This window comes from Acetobacterium wieringae, from assembly GCF_026646375.1.
In the GTDB taxonomy this organism is placed as follows: domain Bacteria; phylum Bacillota; class Clostridia; order Eubacteriales; family Eubacteriaceae; genus Acetobacterium; species Acetobacterium wieringae_A.
Map to the genome: position 1 here is coordinate 87,681 of NZ_JAIPPU010000006.1, position 21,638 is coordinate 109,318.

A 21,638-nucleotide genomic window follows, 5' to 3' on the forward strand; every position below is an offset into this window, starting at 1 on the left:
TCAGCACCTGATTTCCGTTTTATTGGGAATACTTTGCAAAATCTCAGCCGGGTTTTTACAACATCTTATTTTTTCCGACCATTCGCCAAAGCGATTACTCAACTCGCTTTGTTCTGATAAACTAAACACGGTTTTTCCCATTTTAATCGCCTCAATGATTAAATCGAGGTTGTGCTGATTGGTTTTTCCCACTGGAAAGCCGGTGTCGATCACGTAGTGCATTTTAGCCATTTTAGCCGTTGCAGCCTGATAATGCTTCTCACTGATCCGGCTAAAGGAATCTTCTTCAATGATGTCGCAATTAAGGGCTCTGGCTACATGTAAATCAATGTCATTACTGTGCAGGACACCGCAGCACATCCCAAAGCCGGCCCGGGATACGGCCCGATAAACACCCGTCCCAGTACCATTGCCCCCGGTAATAAAAACCTCTGGAACCACCGGCGAACAGAATTCCAGACAACCCAGCAACTCATTATAATTGGCCCCCTCAATTGAATAAAGATTCTGAATCGTGCCGGTTTTGATGATCTCTTCCGGTGTTCCCTGAGCTTTGACCTTACCCTTTTCAATTAACAAAATCTTTTGGCAGCCTTTAATGGCAATATCAATATCATGGAGGGATAAGACCACAGTAATCCCTTTTTCCAGACAGAGCTTTCTTAAAATACTGACGACCTCAACCTTGTGGCGGACATCCAGATGACTGGTGGGTTCGTCCAGAACAATCAGCTCCGGCTCCTGAACCAGGGCCCGGGCAATCATGACTTTTTGTTTTTCGCCGTCGCTAAGTTCAAAATAATAACGGTTTCTCAGATTCCCGGCGTCAACCAGATCCAGAGCCTCTTCGACGATGCTTTCATCCTCTTTTGATAATTTCCCCAGAAAATTGGTATGCGGATATCGCCCCATCGTAGCAATTTCAAAAACGGTCAGTAGTCCCAACGAGACCTGTTCAGTCAAAACAATGGCCATTTTTTTAGCCAGCTCTGCTTTTTTGATAGTGGCGATATCCATACCGTTGATTTCCACCCGCCCGGTTACCGGCGGCTGTAACCCGGTCAGGGTCCGCAGAATGGTTGATTTTCCCGATCCATTCGGACCTAATAAGCAAATCAGCTCCCCCCGATTTGCACAAATATTGACTTGTTCAACAACTACCTTTTTATCATAACCAACGTTCAAATTTTCAGTGAAGATTACTGGTTTCATAGCTCATTTCCTTTCGTTTTATGGACGAGTAAATAAACAACAATCGGCGCACCGATTAAAGCCGTAATAACCCCCAGAGGTAGTTCAATGGGGGAAAGAATCATCCGCGCACAGAGATCGCAAACCCCGGTCATCAGGGCCCCGGCCAAAATCACCCCGGGAATCAAAATGCGATTATCGGAAGTTCCCATAGTGATTCGCACCATATGGGGAACAGCGAGACCGACAAAGGAAATGGGCCCGGCAAAAGCCGTGATGGTTGCCGTCAGGACACTGGCAATCAGAATCACAACCACCCGGAATTTTTTCATGCTGAGCCCCATTGAAATCGCATAATTTTCGCCAAAGAGCATGGCATTGAGCGGTTTACTGAGGACAAAGGCCAAAATAATCATCGGACAACCGATACCATATAAAAACTGCACCTGCGGCCAGGAGAATCCCGAGAAACTGCCCATCGACCACATCACAAAACCATGCAGCTGTTCTTTGTCGGCAAAAGCCGTAAGAATACTGGTAAAGGCATTGCAAATAAACCCGGCCATCATCCCAATGATTAACAGGGTGGTGATATTTTTGACCTTTTGCGAAGCAAAAACTACCACCACCATGACCAGCATGGCCCCCAGAAAAGCTCCACCAAACAAACCCATCGGCGGAAGCGACTTCAAACCAAATGAGAATCCCCCCAATAGTACCAGCCCCACAAACAAGGTTGCCCCGGACGAGACCCCTAAAATATACGGCTCAACGATGGGATTTTTAAAAAATATCTGCAGCAGCAAACCGGATAATGCCAGACAGGCTCCCCCCATGATGGTCGCCAGCGTTCTGGGCAGGCGGATATTCATAATAATCGGGCCAAAGGTATCATCGGCTACTGCTTTTCCAGACAAAATGGATAGAATATCCGGAATACTGATATTGATGGAGCCGACGCTGATGCTGTATAGTGAGACCACCACAATAGCCACAAAAATCAATACCAGGATACTGAGTTGTCGTGCTTTTCTGTTTTTGATACTTTCCATTACCACCTCTGATTCATAATTTTTGCAACTTGTTTTGTCATTATGAAACCTCCATTTTAATTGATCACTTACCCTGACGGTTTATTGTGCGCTTAAAAATCTTCATAAAAAAAGACCCATTATCTCTGAATAAGACAATGAGCCCATAAAAATGCGCACGCAAATAAAACTATATCTGTCTCTCGCAGAGTTTTTCATAAACAGGCAGGTCTCCTGGCTCAAGCGTCAACATATTCTCCTGCCTTCCCATATGGCTACAGTGGCATTTTTGGAGGATACTCGTCTCTTACAGTGGCGGGACCGCGGAGGATTTTCACCCCTCTTCCCTTTTAATCGGCCCTGCAATACAAAGGATTGCAGCCGACACCTGTTCGTAATTATTTAATTTTCGTTGCTTAATACAAGCTGCCGCTAAACTGGCAAACTACTTCGCTTTTTTCTTGCCGGTCTTGTCTTCTTCCTGCTTCTTGCGTTCGACAAAACGTCCCATCACAAAAGCAATAATGCCGACCCCGATACCGGTTTGAAGGCAGAAAAACAAACTCTCTAATTCACCCGGCAATTCGCCCCCCAGTGCTGTTTCCATAATTGGCGTAAACCAGGGTTCGTAGTCTCCTCCTTGGATTTCAGAAACAACCACACTTCCGGCATTATCAGCCCCGCCAAATTCAGCACCTCTTAATGCAAATAACGGAACAAGAACCATTAAAGCGACCAGAAATAGTAGTCCGACCACTGTTTTTTTTGTAGCTGTCATTATTTCACACCTCCAGTAAGATATCCTAAATCACTAAGTTCTGGTTGCGCATAGGTTTCCAGGCCAATGATGATAACCACAGTCAGGATCCCTTCAATAATCGCCAGTGGCACCTGGGTTGGAGCAAACACCGCCAGGAACTTCACGGCTGATGCTGCAACACCTCCACTTTCTGAAGGATAAGCCATAGCCAGCTGAATACTCGTTACCAGGTAGGTAAAAAAATCACCCAGCGCCGCTGCCAAAAATACCGCAACACGTTTGTTTATTTTCAGTTTCAAGCCTAATTTGTAAATACCATAGGCTGCAAATGGTCCGGCAATGGCCATTGAAAAAGTATTGGCTCCCAAGGTCGTCAGCCCGCCATGAGCCAGCAACGTTGATTGAAACAATAACACGATGATCCCTAAAATACTCATCGGTGCGGGTCCAAAGAGAATTGCTCCCAGCCCAGTTCCGGTCATATGGGAACAGCTGCCGGTAACCGATGGAATTTTTAACGATGATAACACAAAAACATAGGCCCCGGCCATGGCCAGCAGGGTAATGGTCTTAGGGTTTTCTTTGAGGTTTTTTTTAATTGACAGGTAACCGGCAATTAAAAACGGAATACAGATCACCCCCCATGCGATACTGAAACCAACAGGCAGATACCCTTCCATAATGTGCATGGCACTGGCTACCGGGGTAAACCCGAAAACCAGGGCAATGGCTGCCACAACTGCTATAAATCTTTTTTCTCTGGTGTTTAAATGTGTGTTCATAGTTCCTCCTCTTGTTTTTATCTATTATTAAGGGTTCACAAGACCGTTGAGCGCTCATATTAAGTCTTGTAAAACCGGCTTAATCTATTTCGCATTTTTTTCTTAATTTGCTAAAAATCACCCTGTTACTTCAGGAACAAGTGAATTGTTTTTCCAACAAAACCTTTAATTCCTCCGGACTGGTGGGATAATCGTCATTGTTCTTAATCATTTTTTTCTCAACCAGCATTTCATAGACATCCAGCATCGCCGGACGTTTCAGATTGGCCTGTTTGAGAATTTCCCGGTTTTTAAAAATCTCCAGCGGGGTGCCGTCGGCAATGATTCTGCCCCGATCAAAGACAATCGCCCGCTCGGCCCAGCGGTAGGCAAAGTCGACATCGTGGGTGGAGATCAGCATCGTCTTGCCTTCTTGCCCCAGCTTGACCAATACCTCTTCCAACATTTGGGCGTTGAGAGGATCCAGGGCTGCGGTGGGTTCGTCAAAGATAATCACTTCGGATTTCATGGCAATGATATCCGCAATGGTGACCCGCTTTTTTTCACCGCCGCTTAAATAGTGGGGTGGACGATCCTTAAAATCGAGAATATTCATGTAAGTCAGGGCCTCATCGACCCGGCGGAGCACTTCTTCCCGGGGCAGTTTTAAATTCATCGGACCAAAACCAACCTCGGCCATCACCGTGGAAGCAATGATCTGGTTATCGGCATCCTGAAAAACAATACCAATGTTTTTTCGCAGTTCCTTTAGGTTTTTTTTATTAATAACCCTACCCTGATAGCAAATCTCGCCATGGTCGGCTTTTAATACACCATTGGCATTGAGAAAAAATGTCGATTTGCCGGAACCGTTGGATCCGATTACAGCAATCTTCTCGCCTTTGTAAATATTGACACTGATCCCTTTCAGGGCCGGGTTACCGGTTCCATAACTGTAATGCAGATTATTGACCTTAAGTATTGGCTCTCTCATCGATTGACCTTTCAAATTGAATCATTATTTTGTAATATACCAAAGTAGCAGCAGAAAAAAAATAAACCCGACAGGGTAAATCACCTGATTGATCTGAAACGGTTTTTCATCCTCCAGAAAAAGAAGCTCCCCTTCATAGCCTCTGGCTTCCATGGCGGTATAGTAGGCATTGGCCTTTTTAAGGGAAAGCACCAGCATATTGCTGGCGACGCTGCCAAAGGTCACGCAGGAGGTCTTAAAATCGCAATAACCCTGGCGGGAATCGGCGGAATTGCGCATAGTGTTAAATACGTCCAGCAGTATAAAAATATAGCGGTAAATCAGATTCATCAATTCAATGATCAGCTTGGGTACATGGGCTTTTCGCAGCACTTCGATAATTTCAGAAGACGGAGTCGATAGAGTCATCATGAACATCGCACTGATGGCCCCAAACACTTTCAGCATCAGAAACACCATTTCCTTAAGCTTGGCAACGGACGTATACAGATAACCAGAGCCGAGACTGAAATTGAATGGACCGATTGGTTGGCTTGAAAAATCAATGCCGATGGCAACAGTGCCCAAAATGATAAAAGTAATCGGAATCAGCAACACCGACAGATAGGCCCTCAGTGGCAAGCCACCTTTGATAACTGTTAAATAAGCCATGCTGACAATCACTGCCAGGGATACCAACGGGTTGTTAAGCACGATGCAAAGCAGCAGAGTCAATACTGAAAAGACCACTTTAAAGCTGGGGTTCCAGCCTCTGATTTTTGAGGCATAGGCATAATAATCAATGGCCGATCCTTCTCCGTGTTTATGACCGATTTGATGATGATGTTTGTTCGGATAATGGCTGTTATTGCTTTTTTCGTTCGTTCGAGCAAAACAAAGCCGCTTGGCTGAACTGTTTTCCATCTACTCCCATCCTTTCTTATTTTGTATGATTCCTGTCCATTTCGAATGCTAATTAAGCGTATCGATACATTTAATCACCTCATCAACCTGGCTGAACTTATTACTGCACTGCTCTTCGATGCGATCAACAAGAATGATCTTCATTCCCAGCTTTTTTGCGGCGTTGATCTTATCCACGACACCACCCATGTTGCCACTTTCTTTAGTTACCAGCACCTCAGCCTGACAGTATTTAAAGAGTTCCATATTCAGCGCTTCGTTATAGGGCCCTTTGATGGCGATAATATTTTTGGGGCTGAATCCCAGGTTTTCACATTTGCTCAAAACCTTCCAGTCCGGCAACACCCGTAGATAAACCCGCCGGGAGAAATCGGGAATTTTTTTAAACGCTTCAATCTTATTACTGCCCAGGGTCAACAGAATATTGCCCTGGTAGGTTTTTAATACATCACAGGCTTCACCATAGTTCTTAACAATGGTAATCTCGGGATCATTTGCATAACTAATCCGCTCCCGCTCGTAACGAATGTACGGCAGCGCTTCAAAGCGACAGACATTGATGGCATTTCGACTGATCTCCGAGGAAAACGGATTGGCAGCATCAACTAAACAAACCGGTTTCAGGGTTCTGATCAAATGGGTAATGTAATCCTTATTAAGTTTTCCCTGATAAATATCGAGGTTCTTGAATTCATCCAGCATCCCGGCACCCAGGCGGGTCGTAACGGTTACTGCCGTGTCGTGATTATTTTCTAATAGTCTTTTTATGACGGTCTTGGCATCGGTTGTCCCGGCGATTACTAGTACTTTTGACATCTTACTCTTCACTTTCCACTTACATTTTTGCATAAAAAAACCTCATTATCTCAAAACAAGACAATGAGGTCGCAAAAATGCGCACAAAAATAAACCTCCTCCATCTCTCGTAGAGTTTGAGATATGCAAACAGGCAGGTCTTCTGGCTTGAGCGTCAACATTACCTCCTGCCTTCCCAAATCTGGTGGCATTCCTGGAGAAACTCGTCTCTTACAGCGGCGGGACCGCGTGGGATTTTCACCCATCTTCCCTTTTCACCGGCTTATAATACATTGATTACAGCCGACACCTGTTTCTTATTTAATTCTTATATTTTCTTAATGCAATAGTACTATATCAAATTTCAATGGTTTTGTCACGTATTTTTTATCCCCGCGATTTTACGCCCTGAATCGTTCCGTTCTTAAACCCAGCTCGGCCAATGACATTCCGGCAATGGAAAACACATACGCTTCATCAGGATCCACCAATGTGACGGCTTCTGAATCGATGGTGTCAATTGTTTTTAAATCATCTCTTAGACCCAACCCATTTTGTTTCATTAAACTTTCTTTTTTGGTCCAGATTTTCGTAAAGGCCAAGGCCTTGTTATCGCTTTTATTAATCTGTTTTAATTCATGCTCGTTACAGACATATTCAGCCAGCTGGGCATCATAGCTTGATATGGCTTCAATATCGACGCCGACATCGCAGGTATGGATGGCACAGATCACCCCATTTTTGCAATGGCTAAGATTAAAGTGGATCTGTGGATAATCAGTTAAAAGTGGCTTGCCCTTGGCGGTATAACTGAATTGAATCTTTTCCGAAATGCCGTATTCATTTTTCAAACCATAACTCAACAATACGTAGCCCAATACCGACAATTTTTGATCAAGTTTCTGTCGATACGTTAGCGTCTTTTGCTGTCGTTCCGCCGGGAGTCTGGCCAATCCCTGGCTAAACATATCTTCGGTAAATTCTTTTAGCTGATCAAATAAATAAACCACAAATATTTCCCCTTCGTTCGTCTTTAATACCCTCATTTTAACAAAATTTATATTCGATTTCGACGCTTTCATCGAATAATAAGTTATTTTTTGCAGATTGACACATCTATACTTCTTCAATATAATCAGACCAATGTTAGAAAACGGAGGTTAACGCATGAAAAAAATTGTAATCGGGTGTAGTGTAATCCGCAAAGAAATCGAAAAATATTATGATAAATCAGCAGATTTTGAGTTCGATTGGTTAGAAGATCATCTTCATAACATCCCCGAAGCACTTCATAAAAAACTCCAATCTGCCATCGATAAACATCGTGATGCTGATATGATTTATCTTTTATATGGCCATTGTGGGCAGGCAATTTGTGGCATTCAAGCTCGACAGTGTCCCATTATTATTCCTAAAGTTGAAGATTGTATTGAAGTTTTACTTTACCATAATCCTGAAGTAAACGAAATGCGCCGCACTTCCTATTTTATATCGCAAGGTTGGCTATGGGGTAATGAAAACCTTGGCTATGAATATGACCGTATTAAAGAAAAATATGGCGAAAAACGTGCTTTGCGGGTAGTTAAAACCATGTATAAAAACTATCGTTATCTTATGTATGTCAATACTGGAATTGAAGAGGATCGTGTCCGCCATGATTGTTCTACCGTTGCTGAACGTTTAGGATTACAATTGCAAGAAACACATGGAGATATTCATCTGCTCTTAAATATGCTAAATGGTGTAATGGATGATCGTTATCTAATCGTTCCGCCGGAAGGGTATGTAACTGAAGAAATGTTCCGAAAATAGCAGGTAGTGTTACAAAAATGGGGTCTCGCTTTTATCCAAATACCATTTTTGCAACACTACCATTTTTAAAATAATCTGCCCTCATTCAACTTGTAATTATGCGCTTTAAATAAGCTGCAATAATATCACCAAAACGGTTCATTTCTCTGGTAAAGATAAAATCTTTGCCATAAATAAGTTTCTCGGCTTTCAGGTCTTTTTCATCACCCGTAAAAATACCCAACACCATTATCCCTCTTTGCCGGGCAATTCTGACTTCTTTGGCTGTATCATCGATACCAATCCCTCCAGAATAAGAAACTGCGCCGCGAAATTCTTTACCACTATTCCTGGTCGGCAAATGAATATCATTTGGTTTTCCATCACTTAAAACAATTAAAATCTTATTCTCCTCGGCCCGTGTATAAAGAGCATCACAAACACTCTTTATAGCAAGACCATCCCGATTGCATCCTTCACAGCTATATTCAAAAATATTTTCAGTCTGTTTTAAATCATCATCATAATTGCGGTACCGTTTTAGGATCGTATAATCAAAAAAACTGTAAAATCCATTAACGCGACAAGGAATTCCAGCATCAACAATTGCCCGTACAATAATATAGGCCTGAATTGCTACTGTTGCTTGTTTTAAAAATTGAGAATGGCTACTATCAATCATCAAATCAACAACATACTTCCCTTTATCATTGTTTTCCATTTTTCTAAATAGTCTTGTTGAAGGAACACGGCCCAACCGCCACAGCTTTTGGACATTAATTGTCCCTGAATCACTGGAAGTAGCATATTTAGATTGTTCTGCACTTAACGTTTGAATTAATGATTTTTTCAACCGATTTATTGTTGCTTCATAAATTTGCTGTTTCTTTTCGTATGCAAATCGGTTCTTTTCTAAACTTTTTTGAGCCCGTTTAACTGCATTTGGTTATTATTCTTACTCCTTATTAAACCCTCTGTGAAATGAAGTTGGCAATCTCGATGGACCCCTTTACATAATCGACTTTCGATTCTTCTAACAAGCACTCCTTTAAGATATGATTCCCCACAATTTAATTCGGCTTGACGATTCATAGCCTCAACAAATTCATTATCCTTGCTTCTATATTCTGTCTGACGTTCTCCGCTCATTGTCTTTTCAAGTTCTGCTACTTTACTGGATTTTTTATTTAACAACTCTGAATTTAAAACACTTTCAGATAATTTTTTTCTTTTAACCAACGGTCGGGGATGATTCTCTAAAATACTTTGCATATCAAATTGAACATAATCATTTATCCTAAAAAATCTGATATATAATTCGTCGATTTCTTCGATAAAATTTAGAAGGTCGTTTGTTTTGGCTATACTGATTATTTCCAATGCTAATTCACGCATGATCGGTTTTACGCTTACACTGATGCCCGCAAGAACTGAAAACATTGAGAACTCGATTTCATCGGATAAACAATCAGAAACCGGTGAATTTAGTCTATCAATAATCTCTAAACAGGCTTTTTTTTGTATATCGGGAATACCTGGTCTCTCGACTGTCAATAAATTAATCGCTATCACATCAATTGCTGGTAAAAGAATTGCCTGCAGCTTTTCCCTGGAAAACCCTGAACAACTCCGCCACTCAATGTATTGGTTGATTAGATACCAGTCCACATATTTTCGACGGGCACCTGAGATAGCTCCAAAATATAAAGCATTAAATTTCGAGCGATTTACCTTTTCATTTTCAGGCATTTCATCCCCATAATTGCCACAGATGGTCCACATCAAATTATTAACGCGATTGTCAAATTCAGAATCTTCGGATTCCCGACACTTCTCTGCCATTTATCGTACCTCCTAGAAAATGTTGCAAATGAATTAAGTTCATTCTCTAAAAATTCATAAAGTATACCCAACTGGATCTAAATAATTCGCAGTGGTGAGATATTTAATCTTAAAATCCGCGCAGAACTCTTTAATATTTAACTTCCTATATCATATGATATCTTGCCCGGTTTCAGTACGATGCTTTTCATATAAGATCGCCTCTTCATTCCGATCCGATTTTATAAATAGACAAATCATAACTGTGAGGATAGACATCATCAACATTAGTTGATAAGATAATGAAAAACTTCCAGTCATTTTTTTAATGTAACCACCTGCATAATTCCCGATCATTGAACCCACTCCTAACGATAAATTCAACAGCCCAAATAACTTCGCCGTTTTTTCTGGTGGTAAGACTCGAGTCACATATGTTGGATGCAATCCAAAAATGCCATTGTAAGTTAATCCAAAAATAGCACAAGCAAATAGAGCCGCTGCTGCATTATGGAAAAACACTACTGTTGCAATTGATAAAATCGAAATACTGTATGTGATAATCATTGCCCGTTTGGCTGTATATTTGTCGGCTAAAACCCCTGCAATAAAACCACTAAAAATACCAATAAAGCCAAAAATACTCCATGCAATTCCTGATATTTGTTCATTTAAACCCAAGTCTTCTTGCATTAAAGGTACGATGTAACTTTGGAATGGAATCAAATAGAGCCCGGATAAAATCAATAATGCAACTAATAAAACATAGTGTTTGAGATAATTCCCCGACTTATCATTCCTTAGCACCAGTTTTTTCGTCTTATCTTTATTTCTTTGATTGGCTTTTTCAATCTGTAAATCAGTTGAGTTCTTTAATTTGTATATCCAATAAACACCAATCACCCCGAGAATCAAACTGATAATGCCAAATACAAACCAAACGGTTTGCCAAGTATCATTAGTCAGTATATAAGGAATCAAGAAACCATTTAGAATTAGTCCAAAAGATGTCCCACTTGAAATGATGCCAAGACTTTTTCCGCGATTATCTTCCTGGATGTTCTTAGCCACAAACTCTACCATTGGTATCCATGATGTTGCCGCAAATATACCCTGAAGGGTTACAATAACTAGCAAGAGCCATGGATTATTAACGAATGCTAGCACAAAAACACTAAACCTACATAAAATTACTGACGACGATATCAAAAATCTTACACTTAAGTAACCACACAAAACACCGCCAAGCAAAGAAAAAAGCAAGTAAGCACCTTGGTGGCATGCATTTATTAACCCAATAAATTCGTAGTCAATATTTAAGCTACTGACGATATCCGGAGTAATCATCGAAAAAATATAACGCCCAAAAGCAAATGTAATTGTGATAAATCCCGTTAAACAAATAACATATATCAATTCTTTTCTTTTTTTGGACATGATATCCACCACTTTTTCTTTCATACTATTCTCCTTCTTCAAATGTACAATTTAGAATAATTGTGCTAATGATAAACGCAATCTGCTAATCATACATTTTTCACTTTCTGAGCTTATATTAAGCATTTTTTGTGCCAACTTTGTGTTTTAATTTAAATATTTTTTAATCATATTCTACCCGATATCGCAATAAACAGTATTTTATAATTATTTTAATATTACGAAATTTATAATAACCCCCTTATTACAGGCTGCTACCGCAAAATATTATTACCAGCAAAATTATATTCATGGCCAAAGGCCGCTAATTTCAGAGGGTTTTAAACACGCCTGCAAATAAATCTGCACAATAAAAAAAAATTGCAAATAATACTCGATTTGTTTCGTAAATATTATCAAATATTGGTAACGACCATATTTTTCGTATGCCCTCATGAAACAATCACAACAAAAAAGATCCCTCAATTATAATCAAATTGAAGAATCTTTTTTGTTACGTAAATTAATCTTCTCAACTTTCCCAGCTGAAAAATTCAGCTGAGACCTTACAAAAACAAACTTTGCAGCTTCTGAAAAACAGAAGTTGACAAAAAAATGCACCCAACGTCTGATATAATGAAAATGCAACCTAACAAAAATCAGACAGGAGAGTGCATAACACTATGATAAGCCAAAACAGCCCATCTGAACAGACAAATATTAAATTTCTCAAAGCTTTTAAAGCATTGAAACTAACATCGCTCCTTAGAGATTCCGGGATCCGCAAAGCACAGGGGATCAAAGTAACAGAAGTTTTTGAATTTCTTTTGCTACTGGCCTTTCAGGGCAAAAATCTGTATCGCTACCCGGATTCAAAGTACTATGATCATTCGGTATCAAAGAATACGTATTATCGATTTTTGAACACCGCTACCTACAACTGGCGGCGATTTCTGACCTCACTGTCTGCCCGGGTGATTACTTCATTCAGTAGGCTGACACATTCGGATCGGGTTAAAGTCTTTATTCTTGATGATACGGTGATCAATCGGAACCGCAGTAAGCATGTGGAACTTCTGGCCAATCTCTATGATCACGCAGAGCATCGCTTCATCAAAGGCTTTACCATGCTTGCCCTTGGCTGGTCGGATGGTTACAGTTTTATTCCTGCTGATTTTGCGATGATGTCTTCAGCCAACAAAGCAAACCGGGTGCAGGAAGTTTCGGAATCAATTGACAGGCGCACCAGTGGTTACAAACGTCGAAGCGAAGCCATTAAAAAGAAAACGGATGTCGCTGTTCAAATGATCAGTAACGCTTTAAAACAGGGCATTCAGGCCGATAATGTTCTGATGGATACCTGGTTTACCCATGAACCGATGATTCGTGCCATTCTTGATGAAGGTCTGGATGTCATTGGGATGGTGAAACAGTAAAAACAACGTTATCGCTACAAAGGCAGTTTTTATACCCTTCCACAACTGCGGCGACTGTTGCCGGAATATTCGCCCGGAAATCAGTTTGGATCACTTATTGTAACAACGAAAAATGGGATTCCTGTGAAACTGGTTTTTTTCAGAAATCGCAATAACAAAAGAGAATTGCTGTCGGTACTCAGTACGAATTTATCACTGTCTGATGAAGAAATCATCCCTATTTACGGAAATCGCTGGGCAATCGAAGTTTTCTTCAAATCCACCAAATCCTTGTTGAAGCTTGGCTCCGAATTTCAGGGACGAAGCTATGACATGACGATCAGCCACACCACGATTGTCTTTAGTCGATACATCCTTTTGGAATGGCTTCGCAGAAACGAAAAGGATGATAAAACCTTATGTGAATTATTCTTCAGACTCTGTGATGACATCCAGGATATGACACTTTCGACAGCTCTCCAAAGTTTGATGGGCTTATTTGTCGAACATTTAAACACGGTAGGCTCCCAAAAGTCTACTCTGCTAAAAATTCAACTCCAGCAATGGATTGACGCCCAGGCCTCTTTTGTAAAGGCTTTGTTTAGTCAATTAGGATGGGAAAGTTGAGTAATTCTTTATTCTTTAATACTCTTCTCTTATTCCAAATTCAGCATCTTCAACCCATTCTTCGGGACGTTCGACCAACGTGATCAGGTTATCAAAAATATTAAAATGCTTTTCTTCCTGCTTAACCAAGTAACCAAACAATTTCTTTGTTTGTTCATCAGTTGACTCTGAATACAGCTTCTGATACAGTTCGATGCTGTCTTTTTCCATTTCCAAGGCCATTCGATAGACATCTAGCTGATTGGGAATTTTTTCGAATTTATTCTTGAATTCTCCACGTTTTTTAAAAACATTACTTGTGTCTGCTAAGGTTTTATTGTCAGCCAGATCATAGGTTATTTTCGCCAGTTCGTTTTTTAACAATGTGGCATGACCATTTTCGTCATCTGCCAACAACAAAAACACAGCATTTAAACTATTATCCTGATTGTTTTCTGCTTGTTCACGGTAATACTTTTCGCCATCAACTTCCATTTTAATTGCAAATTCGATCGTATTCATGCACTTTCACCTCAAACTATTCGTTCAATTTAAAATTCATACCGCAAAGCTTAATTTTTCAAAAGCCCGGATTTTTGCAGATGTGTTCGTCCGTATTTCCGGTACAGGCCGCAATGTTGGCCTTTTTACTCAGAAGTCATATCCTGATGTCTTTTTTGATTCATTCGACCACCTCTTGGTCAGTGTTTGTTGTTTGGTATACCCTCGGCAAGAATCACACCTCGCAGTATAGAATCTTGTTAACCTTATACCCAGTATTACCGATTCCAATCAATTCAGACTCTTTTTCTTATTACCATTTTACCAGAAGATCTATTTGTCCATCAATAAAAAAAGAATCGACTATCATTGGATCGATTCTTTTTTTCTTCTGTCACTATTTATTTTATCTAGTCGATCAATGACAGATAATCACCGTAACCCTCAGCTTCCATCTCCTTAACCGGAATAAAACGCAGTGAAGCGCTGTTAATGCAGTAGCGCAAGCCTCCGGTGGTGATTGGGCCATCTTCAAAAACGTGACCCAAGTGGGCGTCACCTGTGACACTGCGCACCTCGGTTCGCTTCATCCGCAGTGAGGTGTCGCTGCGTTCTTTGACCACTTTGGGATCAATCGGTTTTGAGAAACTGGGCCAGCCACAACCGGATTCGAATTTATCGCTGGATGAGAAAAGTGGTTCGCCGGTGGTGATATCCACATAAATCCCTTTGCGGTATTCGTTGTAGTATTCATTCTGAAACGGTGGTTCGGTGGCATTTTTCTGTGTCACCGCATATTGATCCGGGGTCAAGGTCTTTAATAAGGTCTCCTGATCTTTTTTTTTATATTTCATTATCATTCCTGCCTTTCTTATGATGCTTCTGTTCCTACCCCATTTTTCCTGATTATAATCAGTCTTCAATAATTTTAAGAAAGCTTTCAAGGTCATTCACCGGCTGCTCGCAACGGTAGTTTTTACAGATATAGGCAGTCGGTTCACCGTGAATCATCTGCTGATTCATGGCAAACTCGTTGATCTTTTTGAGATCGGTTTCGCTTTTGTTAAACAGCACCACCAAAAACGGCAGAAACTGCTGATTTAAGCGACGGTTCATTTCGCGAATCGTCGTATCGGTCTCATACCCGGCAAAAACCACCTCGGTAGTGGGTTGTTCATGGAATAATTTGGCACAGAGCATCATCGTACCAGCCATCGGTGCCTGATTAAGGTTTCCGGCAAAATAGTGAAACATCCCATTGACGATATCAATATATTTCTGTTCTCCGGTTATTTTCCCAAGCTTCAGCAGACAATAAGCTGCCAGGGCATTTCCCGATGGCATGGCATTGTCATACACTTCCTTGGGCCGGGCAATCAATTGTTCCGTATCATTACCATAGAGAAAAAAGCCGGCGGTGCCAAATTCATCGCCAAAAAGGTTGATCATATCCACCGCCCGCACAATCGCTTTTTCGAGATACTCGGTTTTAAAACTGGCCTGATAGAGTTCCAGATAACCCCAGATGACACTGGCATAATCATCCAGATAGCCGAGAATTTTGGCCTCCCCCTTGCGGAACCGGGCGTAAAGCCGACCACTCCGCCGGGCCATGTTGTTTTCAATAAAAGCCATCGCCTCTTCAGCCTGTCGGACATAAACCGTTTTGTTGAAGATCCGTCCCGCCATCGCCAGAGCAGCAATCATCAACCCATTCCATGAGGTCAGAATCTTGTCATCCTTATGGGGATGAACCCGTTTTTCCCGCTGGGAAAAGAGATCAGCAGTCATCTCATCGAGTGCTTTTTCCAACTCGGGATTGGCTTCAATCAAATCGAGATCGGTATCGATCATATTAACAATGTTCTTGCCATCAAAATTGCCTTTTTTTGACATCGGATAAAACTTAAAAAAGACCTCCGCCCGCTTCTGGCCCAATATTTTTTCCACCTTATCCATCGACCAGACATAGAACTTGCCTTCTTCCCCTTCCGAGTCAGCATCTTGCGCGCAATAGAAGGCCCCTTCTGGGGAACGCAGATCACGATTGACATAGGTGATCGTTTTTTCGGCAATTTTTTTGTAGAGTATGTTGCCAGTAGCCTGGTAGGTTTCAGCATAAACCATAATCAGCAGGGCATTGTCATAGAGCATTTTTTCAAAGTGGGGAACCAGCCACTGTTCATCGGTTGAATAACGGGAAAACCCAAAACCAATATGATCAAAGATCCCGCCTTTATACATTTGCTGTAGGGTTTTTTCCACCATTACCAGGGCATCGGGCTGCTTAAACGCCTGATAACAACGCAGCAAATAAAAAAGATGATGGGAGGTGGGAAATTTGGGAGCCTTGCCAAAACCACCATAGCGGTCATCAAAGCTTTCATCAAAAAAATCATAGGCTTCAAAAAAGATCGTTCGCTTCAGTTCCTCTTCCCCTTTTCGTACCTCCAGATCATTGAGCAGTCCGGTCATCCGATTGGCAGAATCAATAATGTCTTCATTGTTTTTTCGCCACTGGCTTTCAATACCCAACAATACATCGATCAAGCCAGGGTTTCCAAGCCGAGAGTATTTAGGCAGATAGGTGGTGACATAAAAAGGTTTGCGGTCAGCAGTCAGAAAAACATTCAGGGGCCAACCACCCTGACCGGTACTGACCTGGGCAAAGGTCATATATATCTGATCAATGTCCGGCCGTTCTTCCCGATCGACCTTGATGCTGATAAAATATTTATTCAGGATTTCGGCTACAGCTTCATCCTCAAAGGATTCTTTTTCCATCACATGACACCAGTGACAGGTGCTGTAACCAATTGAAAGGAAAACTGGTTTGTCCTGTCGTTTGGCCTGAATAAAGGCCTCATTCGACCAAGGATACCAGTTGACTGGATTATAGGCATGCTGTAATAAATAAGGACTCATTTCATGAACGAGTCGATTCGCTTTTTTCTTTACGTCGTCAAGAGCCATTGTATCAACTCCTTTTTATTGTATTTCTTATCGCTACTAGCTATTATGCCCCTTAACCATTAACCTGGGCTTTAATTACGATTCAAAATTCAAGAATTCGGCTTCCAGGCGACGATTGATCAGTTGGTAAAAAACTACACAAAAAATTGCACTGATCAGGACAAATATTACATAACCCAATATTGGATTCACAAAATACCCCAATAAACCACTGACCCCAATTAACAACCCGGTGTAAGCCATCCCAACAAAAAGTGTAATGACCACATTCAAGTTATTTTTAACGGCCTTTTGAGGGTTATCCCAATTGAGCAGCGGCCGGTTCATATCGAGGAATAATCCAAACAACAAAATCGGCAGTGATCCCAGTATCCCCAGAATGCTGGTTATCACAAGGGTGGACAGGGGTAACGGGAAAATAAATTGCACCGCAATGATGGTAAAAACGATCCCCAGGCTTTGAATAAACATCGCTACCCCGGTTCGCCCCACAATCTGATCTCTGGCAGTCACCGGAATCATCCGAGTCAGCCAGGAGGCTTTTCCTTCCCGGGAAAAGGTCGAGGCGGTGGTAGCTGAGGTGCCTCCGAAAAAGATAAAAAAGGCAATCAATAAAAAGTTCATCAAAATTGGCATGGCTCTGAAAAACTCCTGCATCCCCTGTAAATCTTCCGGAGGGATTTCAATAAATGAAACGCTGAGCAAAATGCAAAGCGGGGCAATAATCACCACGCTGACATTATTAAAAAAGTAAACCGGGGTTCGCAACAATAGCCGCAAATCCATGGTAAATATCGCCATCGCTCCGTGACTCTTTTTCCCCAGCACCTTGCTGCGCTGGGCACCGCTTAACTGTTTCCCCTTTTTGATTATTTTTCCGCTGACAATACTCTTAAGATAAACACGATTGCCAATTGCAACCATCAAAACGCAGGATAACAGCGTAATTCCCAGTAGTGATGCAACCCAACCCAACGATATCAGAGTGATTTTATTGAGCGTCCAGGCCATTAAAAAACTGGTCGGCATCAAGTAACCAATGCTGTTCAACAAGCCTTCATTATTTGTCAGAATCGTATTCATCAGTAACTGAAAATCCGCCTCATCACCGCTTCCCAGTTGGCTGGTAAACCAGAACTGTACCGTGAAAATGACGGCAATCCCGATAAAGACAAAAACAATCTGAAGCATATCTTTGCGTCCTTTGAGGGAAGCCGATTGCATAATCAGCATGATCACGGCGGTCATTAGCGAAAGCGGCAGCACCGGGATGGTCAGAAAAACCAAAAACGATAACAGCCCATAAAGTAGCCCCATACCCTGACCGATACCATAAATAATCAGAATCGGAATAAAAATAAAGGCGGCAAAAATATATTCAAACACCAAAATGCTTAAGAATTTTGAAATGATCAGTTTTCGTTGACTGATCGGCAGTGGGATCAGTTCTTCAATGTTATCGGAGAAATAGAATTCTGAAAGAATATACATGACCCCAAAAACAATGATCAACACCGTTGCCAAGATATAGCCGATACTTAAAAAAACCGATGTCTGATTAATCAGTGTCAGCCCAAAATAGGTGGCCGACATCAGTGAAACGTACATAAAAAAGGCCGGAATCAAAGCCACTGGCACAATTATCAGGGTAAATAACTGTTTATAAAATTCTTTTTTATTGTACTTCTGATTATAGAAGAACAACGAAACTCCCAATGATTCGTTGATAAATAATTTAGTTAACGTGATAATTTCTTTCATTATTCGGTCAACTCCAAAAAAATATTTTCAAGTGACTCCTGACTCCCGGCTTTTTCGCGAATTTCAGCCATGGTGCCCACCTCAATGAGTTTACCCTTTTTAATGATGGCAATCCGGTCACAGATTTTTTCAGCCACATCCAATACATGGGTGGAAAAGAAAACCGATCGGCCCCGGTCGCAATGTTCCCGCATGATTTTTTTAAGCTCAAAGGATGCCTTGGGATCCAAACCGACCATTGGCTCGTCCAGAATAAAAAGCTGAGGATCATGAATCAGTGCTCCCACCAGAGCCAGTTTCTGCTTCATCCCATGGGAAAACGATCCAATCGGATCATTGACGGCATTTTTAATTTCAAAAATATCCAGATATCTTTCAATCCGTTCCTGTCGTTCGGCAGCAGGCACCTGATAAACATCAGCCATAAATTTCAGATACTCAATGCCCTTAATCTTTTCGAACAGCTCCGGATTATCCGGTACATAGCTAAACTGCTTTTTTGCACCCAGAATGTCCGCCTGATTATCGATGCCATTGATCGTTATCTTACCGCTGTTGGGCGCCAGCAGGCTGACAATCATTTTGATGGTGGTGGTTTTTCCCGCTCCATTGGGCCCCACAAAACCAAATATTTCTCCGGGATATACTTCAAAACTGATATCATCGACGGCTTTTTCGTTTTTATTACCATAGGTTTTTGAGATATGTTCAAGTATTAGCATGGTCGCTCCTTTTTTCTTGATAGTCTGTTTATTTTAACACAACTCTGACTGTTTGCGACGATAAAATTTAATATTGTTTTTAGAAACAAGGCATACAATAGAGACAATAAACATCAGCAATCAAAACGGATAATTGGTCGGTGGCGAAAAAAACGTTCCCTACGTGACCACTTATTTTTTTGAATTGCCTCACACCTTTAGGAAAGCAGGTAACCGCGTGATCTCAAAAAACGAAATTGCAGAATTAAAAGCCCAGGGGATCTTAGCCCAGCAACAGGAAGGTTATTTTTCGATTCGGGTTTTAAGCCGGGCTGGAAATTTCACCTCAGCTGAATTAAAGACTCTGGCCGAAATTGCCGAAAAATATGGACGGGGTTATCTGGGCGAAACCACTCGCTTAGCCATTGAAATTCCCTGGATCACTTATGAGCATCTGGATGCGGTTAAAGCCGCCCTCTCAGCCGGTGGGCTGGTTTACGGCGGTACCGGTAAAAAGATCCGACCGCTGGTGGCCTGTAAAGGAACCGTTTGCCAGCATGGTCTTTATGATACCCAGAAGCTATGCGGCATCTGTCATGACCAATTTTTCGGTCGGGATCTTCATGCCAAAACAAAAATCACCTTTGTGGGCTGCCCCAACAATTGTGCCAAAGCCAACACCAATGATATCGGTCTGATGGGACAGGCTTACATCCAGTTTGATTGGGATGCCTGCCTGAATTGCGGAAAATGTATCAAAGTCTGTCGGGCCCAGGCCCTGACGATGTTCAATCAGAAACTGCTTTGGAATGAACGTCAGTGTGTCAATTGCGGGAAGTGCGCCCAGGCGTGTACCACTGGTGCCATCACTGAGGAGGTTCGCGGCATTGCCGTTTATCTGGGTGGCCGGATGGGCCGGGGGTACCGTTTTGGGGATCGTTTAACCGATCTTTATGCGGCCGAAGAGATTCCCAACCTGATTGATAAAATTCTGGAAACCTATCTGGAATTGGGTAAAGACGGCGAACGAGTCTGTGGGGTGATCGATCGGATAGGTTTTAATGCGTTTGAAGAAGCCCTGCTTGAGCATCTCGAAATCTGACCAAGCTTTGAAGTACCACACCTTAGCGGTGCTCTGTCGATAAACTATTTTTAAAATGAAGAGAATCAGAATTCCCAGTCTTTTTATCAACATGGGATTCTGATTCTTTTTATAATTTGTTTCGCATCCGTTCTTTTTTTCGAATTCTGTTTTTCTCTTGATTTAACCGCTCGATAATGCTGTAATCAGTGGTTCCCAACTGACCAAGGGTTATTGTTGGTTTGAATTTCCCATGAAAATCACTTCCGGAGGTAAACAGCAGCTGATGCTTTTTACAATAGGCCAGATATCGTTGCGTTTCTTCTTCCGAGTGGGTGGTATAATAGGCTTCAACGCCGGAAAGCCCCTGTTCCAGCAGCTCATCGACAAAAGTCGTATCAATGAAATCCACCTTCATCTGGGTGTAGCCCGGATGCGCCAGAACCGCTACCCCACCGCTTCGATGAACCGCCTCGATAAACACTTTTGTTTCGGGAATGTAATTGGGCGCATAAAAGGGCTTGCCAAAAACCAGAAACTGTAAAGCAAACTCCAGTACCGGATTACTGTATTTTTTGTTATATTCAATAATCAAGGGATGGTTGGTGTTGCGTTCATCCTTGAAAACGCCGTAAGAAAGCGATGACGGTGCCGGCGAAGTATCTTTGCTGAATTCGTAAACATTCGCTTCATCCAGATAGAGACCATTCTCCTTCAGCAGTTTGATCTGCGCCTGTAGCCAACGTTTTCTGTCAGCATTAACTGTTTCAATAATCTGCGATACCGGTGACTCATCGAGATCGATATAATAAGCCAGCAAATGAACCAATTGACTGCGGTTCTGACAGAACACCTCGGTACCCGGAATCACCTCGACCCCCAGTTTTTCTCCCCAGGCCATGGCATTGTCAACTTCTTCAATACTGTCATGATCGGTGATTGCCAGAGTTGATACATTTTCCTTAATCGCCAGTCGAATCAGTTCCTCTCCCGACAACTCTCCATCGACGCTTGCCCGGGTGTGAACATGCAGATCTATTTTTCCCATTCTTTTCTCCCCCATTTTGTTAGCCGTCGTATCTATAATTTTAATCCCATTATCCCATCAAGTGAAGCACATTTCAACCAAAGCTTTAT

At 41.8% G+C, this 21,638-nt stretch carries 21 protein-coding genes and 2 riboswitches; of the genes, 4 read left to right on the forward strand and 17 right to left on the reverse strand.

All coding sequences use genetic code 11. From position 1 onward, the window contains the following. The 8 genes from Q7P33_RS07355 to Q7P33_RS07390 all read right to left on the reverse strand — a co-directional run bounded on the left by Q7P33_RS07355 (position 1) and on the right by Q7P33_RS07390 (position 7,481). A complete protein-coding gene (locus Q7P33_RS07355) occupies positions 1 to 1,212 on the reverse strand; it encodes an ABC transporter ATP-binding protein (RefSeq protein ID WP_303868866.1) in 1,212 nt (403 codons plus the stop codon). Continuing rightward, the gene (locus Q7P33_RS07360; protein ID WP_303868868.1) at positions 1,209 to 2,243 is read right to left on the reverse strand and encodes an iron ABC transporter permease; all 1,035 of its coding nucleotides are present in this window, start codon (positions 2,241 to 2,243) and stop codon (positions 1,209 to 1,211) included. The genes Q7P33_RS07355 and Q7P33_RS07360 overlap by 4 nt, the downstream gene beginning before the upstream one ends. 185 nt (positions 2,244 to 2,428) lie before the next feature. Next, a riboswitch (cobalamin riboswitch) is annotated at positions 2,429 to 2,629 on the reverse strand. A gap of 38 nt (positions 2,630 to 2,667) precedes the next feature. Further along, positions 2,668 to 3,000 carry an energy-coupling factor ABC transporter substrate-binding protein gene (locus Q7P33_RS07365; RefSeq protein ID WP_303868870.1) on the reverse strand — a complete coding sequence of 111 codons (333 nt, stop codon included), beginning with the start codon at positions 2,998 to 3,000 and terminating at the stop codon, positions 2,668 to 2,670. After that, positions 3,000 to 3,764, reverse strand: a complete 765-nt coding sequence (locus Q7P33_RS07370; RefSeq protein ID WP_303868871.1) for an energy-coupling factor ABC transporter permease — start codon at positions 3,762 to 3,764, stop codon at positions 3,000 to 3,002. Before Q7P33_RS07370 ends, Q7P33_RS07365 begins: the two co-directional genes overlap by 1 nt. Before the next feature lie 130 nt (positions 3,765 to 3,894). Next, positions 3,895 to 4,737, reverse strand: a complete 843-nt coding sequence (locus Q7P33_RS07375; RefSeq protein WP_303868873.1) for an energy-coupling factor ABC transporter ATP-binding protein — start codon at positions 4,735 to 4,737, stop codon at positions 3,895 to 3,897. Between the two features lie 24 nt (positions 4,738 to 4,761). Continuing rightward, complete coding sequence (cbiQ, locus tag Q7P33_RS07380; protein WP_303868875.1) at positions 4,762 to 5,640, reverse strand: cobalt ECF transporter T component CbiQ; 879 nt, start codon at positions 5,638 to 5,640, stop codon at positions 4,762 to 4,764. Positions 5,641 to 5,688: 48 nt separating this feature from the next. Continuing rightward, on the reverse strand, positions 5,689 to 6,456 hold the full coding sequence (cobK, locus tag Q7P33_RS07385) for a precorrin-6A reductase (RefSeq protein ID WP_303868877.1): 768 nt from the start codon (positions 6,454 to 6,456) through the stop codon (positions 5,689 to 5,691). A gap of 114 nt (positions 6,457 to 6,570) precedes the next feature. Continuing rightward, a riboswitch (cobalamin riboswitch) is annotated at positions 6,571 to 6,764 on the reverse strand. Positions 6,765 to 6,836: 72 nt separating this feature from the next. Beyond that, on the reverse strand, positions 6,837 to 7,481 hold the full coding sequence (locus Q7P33_RS07390) for a 4'-phosphopantetheinyl transferase superfamily protein (protein WP_303868878.1): 645 nt from the start codon (positions 7,479 to 7,481) through the stop codon (positions 6,837 to 6,839). 121 nt (positions 7,482 to 7,602) lie between these two features. On the opposite strand from Q7P33_RS07390, the gene Q7P33_RS07395 reads away from it, so the two are divergent. After that, the gene (locus tag Q7P33_RS07395) at positions 7,603 to 8,247 is read left to right on the forward strand and encodes a DUF1638 domain-containing protein (RefSeq protein WP_303868880.1); all 645 of its coding nucleotides are present in this window, start codon (positions 7,603 to 7,605) and stop codon (positions 8,245 to 8,247) included. A gap of 85 nt (positions 8,248 to 8,332) precedes the next feature. On the opposite strand, the gene Q7P33_RS07400 is transcribed toward Q7P33_RS07395, so the two are convergent. From Q7P33_RS07400 to Q7P33_RS07410, 3 genes are all read right to left on the reverse strand, one after another. Then, entirely contained in the window at positions 8,333 to 9,079 is a 747-nt protein-coding gene (locus Q7P33_RS07400; RefSeq protein ID WP_303868881.1) for a hypothetical protein, read from the reverse strand. A 59-nt stretch (positions 9,080 to 9,138) separates the two neighbouring features. Then, complete coding sequence (locus Q7P33_RS07405) at positions 9,139 to 10,068, reverse strand: hypothetical protein (protein WP_303868883.1); 930 nt, start codon at positions 10,066 to 10,068, stop codon at positions 9,139 to 9,141. 150 nt (positions 10,069 to 10,218) lie between these two features. Next, positions 10,219 to 11,508 (reverse strand): MFS transporter, encoded by a 1,290-nt coding sequence (locus tag Q7P33_RS07410; protein ID WP_303868885.1) that lies wholly within the window; start codon positions 11,506 to 11,508, stop codon positions 10,219 to 10,221. A gap of 638 nt (positions 11,509 to 12,146) precedes the next feature. Between Q7P33_RS07410 and Q7P33_RS07415 the strand changes: the two genes are divergently transcribed. Together Q7P33_RS07415 and Q7P33_RS07420 are read left to right on the forward strand one after the other, a co-directional pair. Next, positions 12,147 to 12,899 (forward strand): transposase, encoded by a 753-nt coding sequence (locus tag Q7P33_RS07415; RefSeq protein ID WP_303868887.1) that lies wholly within the window; start codon positions 12,147 to 12,149, stop codon positions 12,897 to 12,899. 57 nt (positions 12,900 to 12,956) lie between these two features. Then, positions 12,957 to 13,505: a hypothetical protein gene (locus Q7P33_RS07420; protein WP_303868889.1), complete on the forward strand. Its 549-nt coding sequence runs from the start codon at positions 12,957 to 12,959 to the stop codon at positions 13,503 to 13,505. A gap of 15 nt (positions 13,506 to 13,520) precedes the next feature. Here Q7P33_RS07420 and Q7P33_RS07425 read toward each other — a convergent pair whose 3' ends face one another. From Q7P33_RS07425 to Q7P33_RS07445, 5 genes are all read right to left on the reverse strand, one after another. Continuing rightward, complete coding sequence (locus Q7P33_RS07425) at positions 13,521 to 14,006, reverse strand: ferritin family protein (protein WP_303868891.1); 486 nt, start codon at positions 14,004 to 14,006, stop codon at positions 13,521 to 13,523. A gap of 389 nt (positions 14,007 to 14,395) precedes the next feature. Beyond that, the gene (msrB, locus tag Q7P33_RS07430) at positions 14,396 to 14,839 is read right to left on the reverse strand and encodes a peptide-methionine (R)-S-oxide reductase MsrB (protein ID WP_369693290.1); all 444 of its coding nucleotides are present in this window, start codon (positions 14,837 to 14,839) and stop codon (positions 14,396 to 14,398) included. Between the two features lie 58 nt (positions 14,840 to 14,897). Then, positions 14,898 to 16,958 (reverse strand): thioredoxin domain-containing protein, encoded by a 2,061-nt coding sequence (locus tag Q7P33_RS07435; RefSeq protein WP_303868892.1) that lies wholly within the window; start codon positions 16,956 to 16,958, stop codon positions 14,898 to 14,900. Positions 16,959 to 17,033: 75 nt separating this feature from the next. Beyond that, positions 17,034 to 18,719, reverse strand: coding sequence for a hypothetical protein (locus Q7P33_RS07440; RefSeq protein ID WP_303868894.1), 1,686 nt, complete (start codon positions 18,717 to 18,719; stop codon positions 17,034 to 17,036). Then, positions 18,719 to 19,441, reverse strand: a complete 723-nt coding sequence (locus Q7P33_RS07445; protein ID WP_303868896.1) for an ABC transporter ATP-binding protein — start codon at positions 19,439 to 19,441, stop codon at positions 18,719 to 18,721. The genes Q7P33_RS07440 and Q7P33_RS07445 overlap by 1 nt, the downstream gene beginning before the upstream one ends. Before the next feature lie 217 nt (positions 19,442 to 19,658). Between Q7P33_RS07445 and Q7P33_RS07450 the strand changes: the two genes are divergently transcribed. Continuing rightward, positions 19,659 to 20,522 (forward strand): 4Fe-4S binding protein, encoded by an 864-nt coding sequence (locus Q7P33_RS07450; protein ID WP_303868897.1) that lies wholly within the window; start codon positions 19,659 to 19,661, stop codon positions 20,520 to 20,522. 109 nt (positions 20,523 to 20,631) lie between these two features. Here Q7P33_RS07450 and Q7P33_RS07455 read toward each other — a convergent pair whose 3' ends face one another. Beyond that, positions 20,632 to 21,549, reverse strand: coding sequence for a PHP domain-containing protein (locus Q7P33_RS07455; protein WP_303868899.1), 918 nt, complete (start codon positions 21,547 to 21,549; stop codon positions 20,632 to 20,634). Positions 21,550 to 21,638 lie beyond the last annotated feature (89 nt).

What these genes read in the sequence shown, in the direction of transcription:
- Q7P33_RS07410 (WP_303868885.1), bottom strand. Translation starts at nt 11,508, where the DNA reads ATGAAAGAAAAAGTGGTGGATATCATGTCCAAAAAAAGAAAAGAATTG.
- Q7P33_RS07455 (WP_303868899.1), bottom strand. Translation starts at nt 21,549, where the DNA reads ATGGGAAAAATAGATCTGCATGTTCACACCCGGGCAAGCGTCGATGGA.
- Q7P33_RS07375 (WP_303868873.1), bottom strand. Translation starts at nt 4,737, where the DNA reads ATGAGAGAGCCAATACTTAAGGTCAATAATCTGCATTACAGTTATGGA.
- Q7P33_RS07365 (WP_303868870.1), bottom strand. Translation starts at nt 3,000, where the DNA reads ATGACAGCTACAAAAAAAACAGTGGTCGGACTACTATTTCTGGTCGCT.
- Q7P33_RS07440 (WP_303868894.1), bottom strand. Translation starts at nt 18,719, where the DNA reads ATGAAAGAAATTATCACGTTAACTAAATTATTTATCAACGAATCATTG.
- Q7P33_RS07425 (WP_303868891.1), bottom strand. Translation starts at nt 14,006, where the DNA reads ATGAATACGATCGAATTTGCAATTAAAATGGAAGTTGATGGCGAAAAG.
- Q7P33_RS07445 (WP_303868896.1), bottom strand. Translation starts at nt 19,441, where the DNA reads ATGCTAATACTTGAACATATCTCAAAAACCTATGGTAATAAAAACGAA.
- Q7P33_RS07405 (WP_303868883.1), bottom strand. Translation starts at nt 10,068, where the DNA reads ATGGCAGAGAAGTGTCGGGAATCCGAAGATTCTGAATTTGACAATCGC.
- msrB (WP_369693290.1), bottom strand. Translation starts at nt 14,839, where the DNA reads ATGAAATATAAAAAAAAAGATCAGGAGACCTTATTAAAGACCTTGACC.
- Q7P33_RS07390 (WP_303868878.1), bottom strand. Translation starts at nt 7,481, where the DNA reads ATGAGGGTATTAAAGACGAACGAAGGGGAAATATTTGTGGTTTATTTA.
- Q7P33_RS07415 (WP_303868887.1), top strand. Translation starts at nt 12,147, where the DNA reads ATGATAAGCCAAAACAGCCCATCTGAACAGACAAATATTAAATTTCTC.
- Q7P33_RS07435 (WP_303868892.1), bottom strand. Translation starts at nt 16,958, where the DNA reads ATGGCTCTTGACGACGTAAAGAAAAAAGCGAATCGACTCGTTCATGAA.
- cobK (WP_303868877.1), bottom strand. Translation starts at nt 6,456, where the DNA reads ATGTCAAAAGTACTAGTAATCGCCGGGACAACCGATGCCAAGACCGTC.
- Q7P33_RS07360 (WP_303868868.1), bottom strand. Translation starts at nt 2,243, where the DNA reads ATGGAAAGTATCAAAAACAGAAAAGCACGACAACTCAGTATCCTGGTA.
- cbiQ (WP_303868875.1), bottom strand. Translation starts at nt 5,640, where the DNA reads ATGGAAAACAGTTCAGCCAAGCGGCTTTGTTTTGCTCGAACGAACGAA.
- Q7P33_RS07395 (WP_303868880.1), top strand. Translation starts at nt 7,603, where the DNA reads ATGAAAAAAATTGTAATCGGGTGTAGTGTAATCCGCAAAGAAATCGAA.
- Q7P33_RS07370 (WP_303868871.1), bottom strand. Translation starts at nt 3,764, where the DNA reads ATGAACACACATTTAAACACCAGAGAAAAAAGATTTATAGCAGTTGTG.
- Q7P33_RS07355 (WP_303868866.1), bottom strand. Translation starts at nt 1,212, where the DNA reads ATGAAACCAGTAATCTTCACTGAAAATTTGAACGTTGGTTATGATAAA.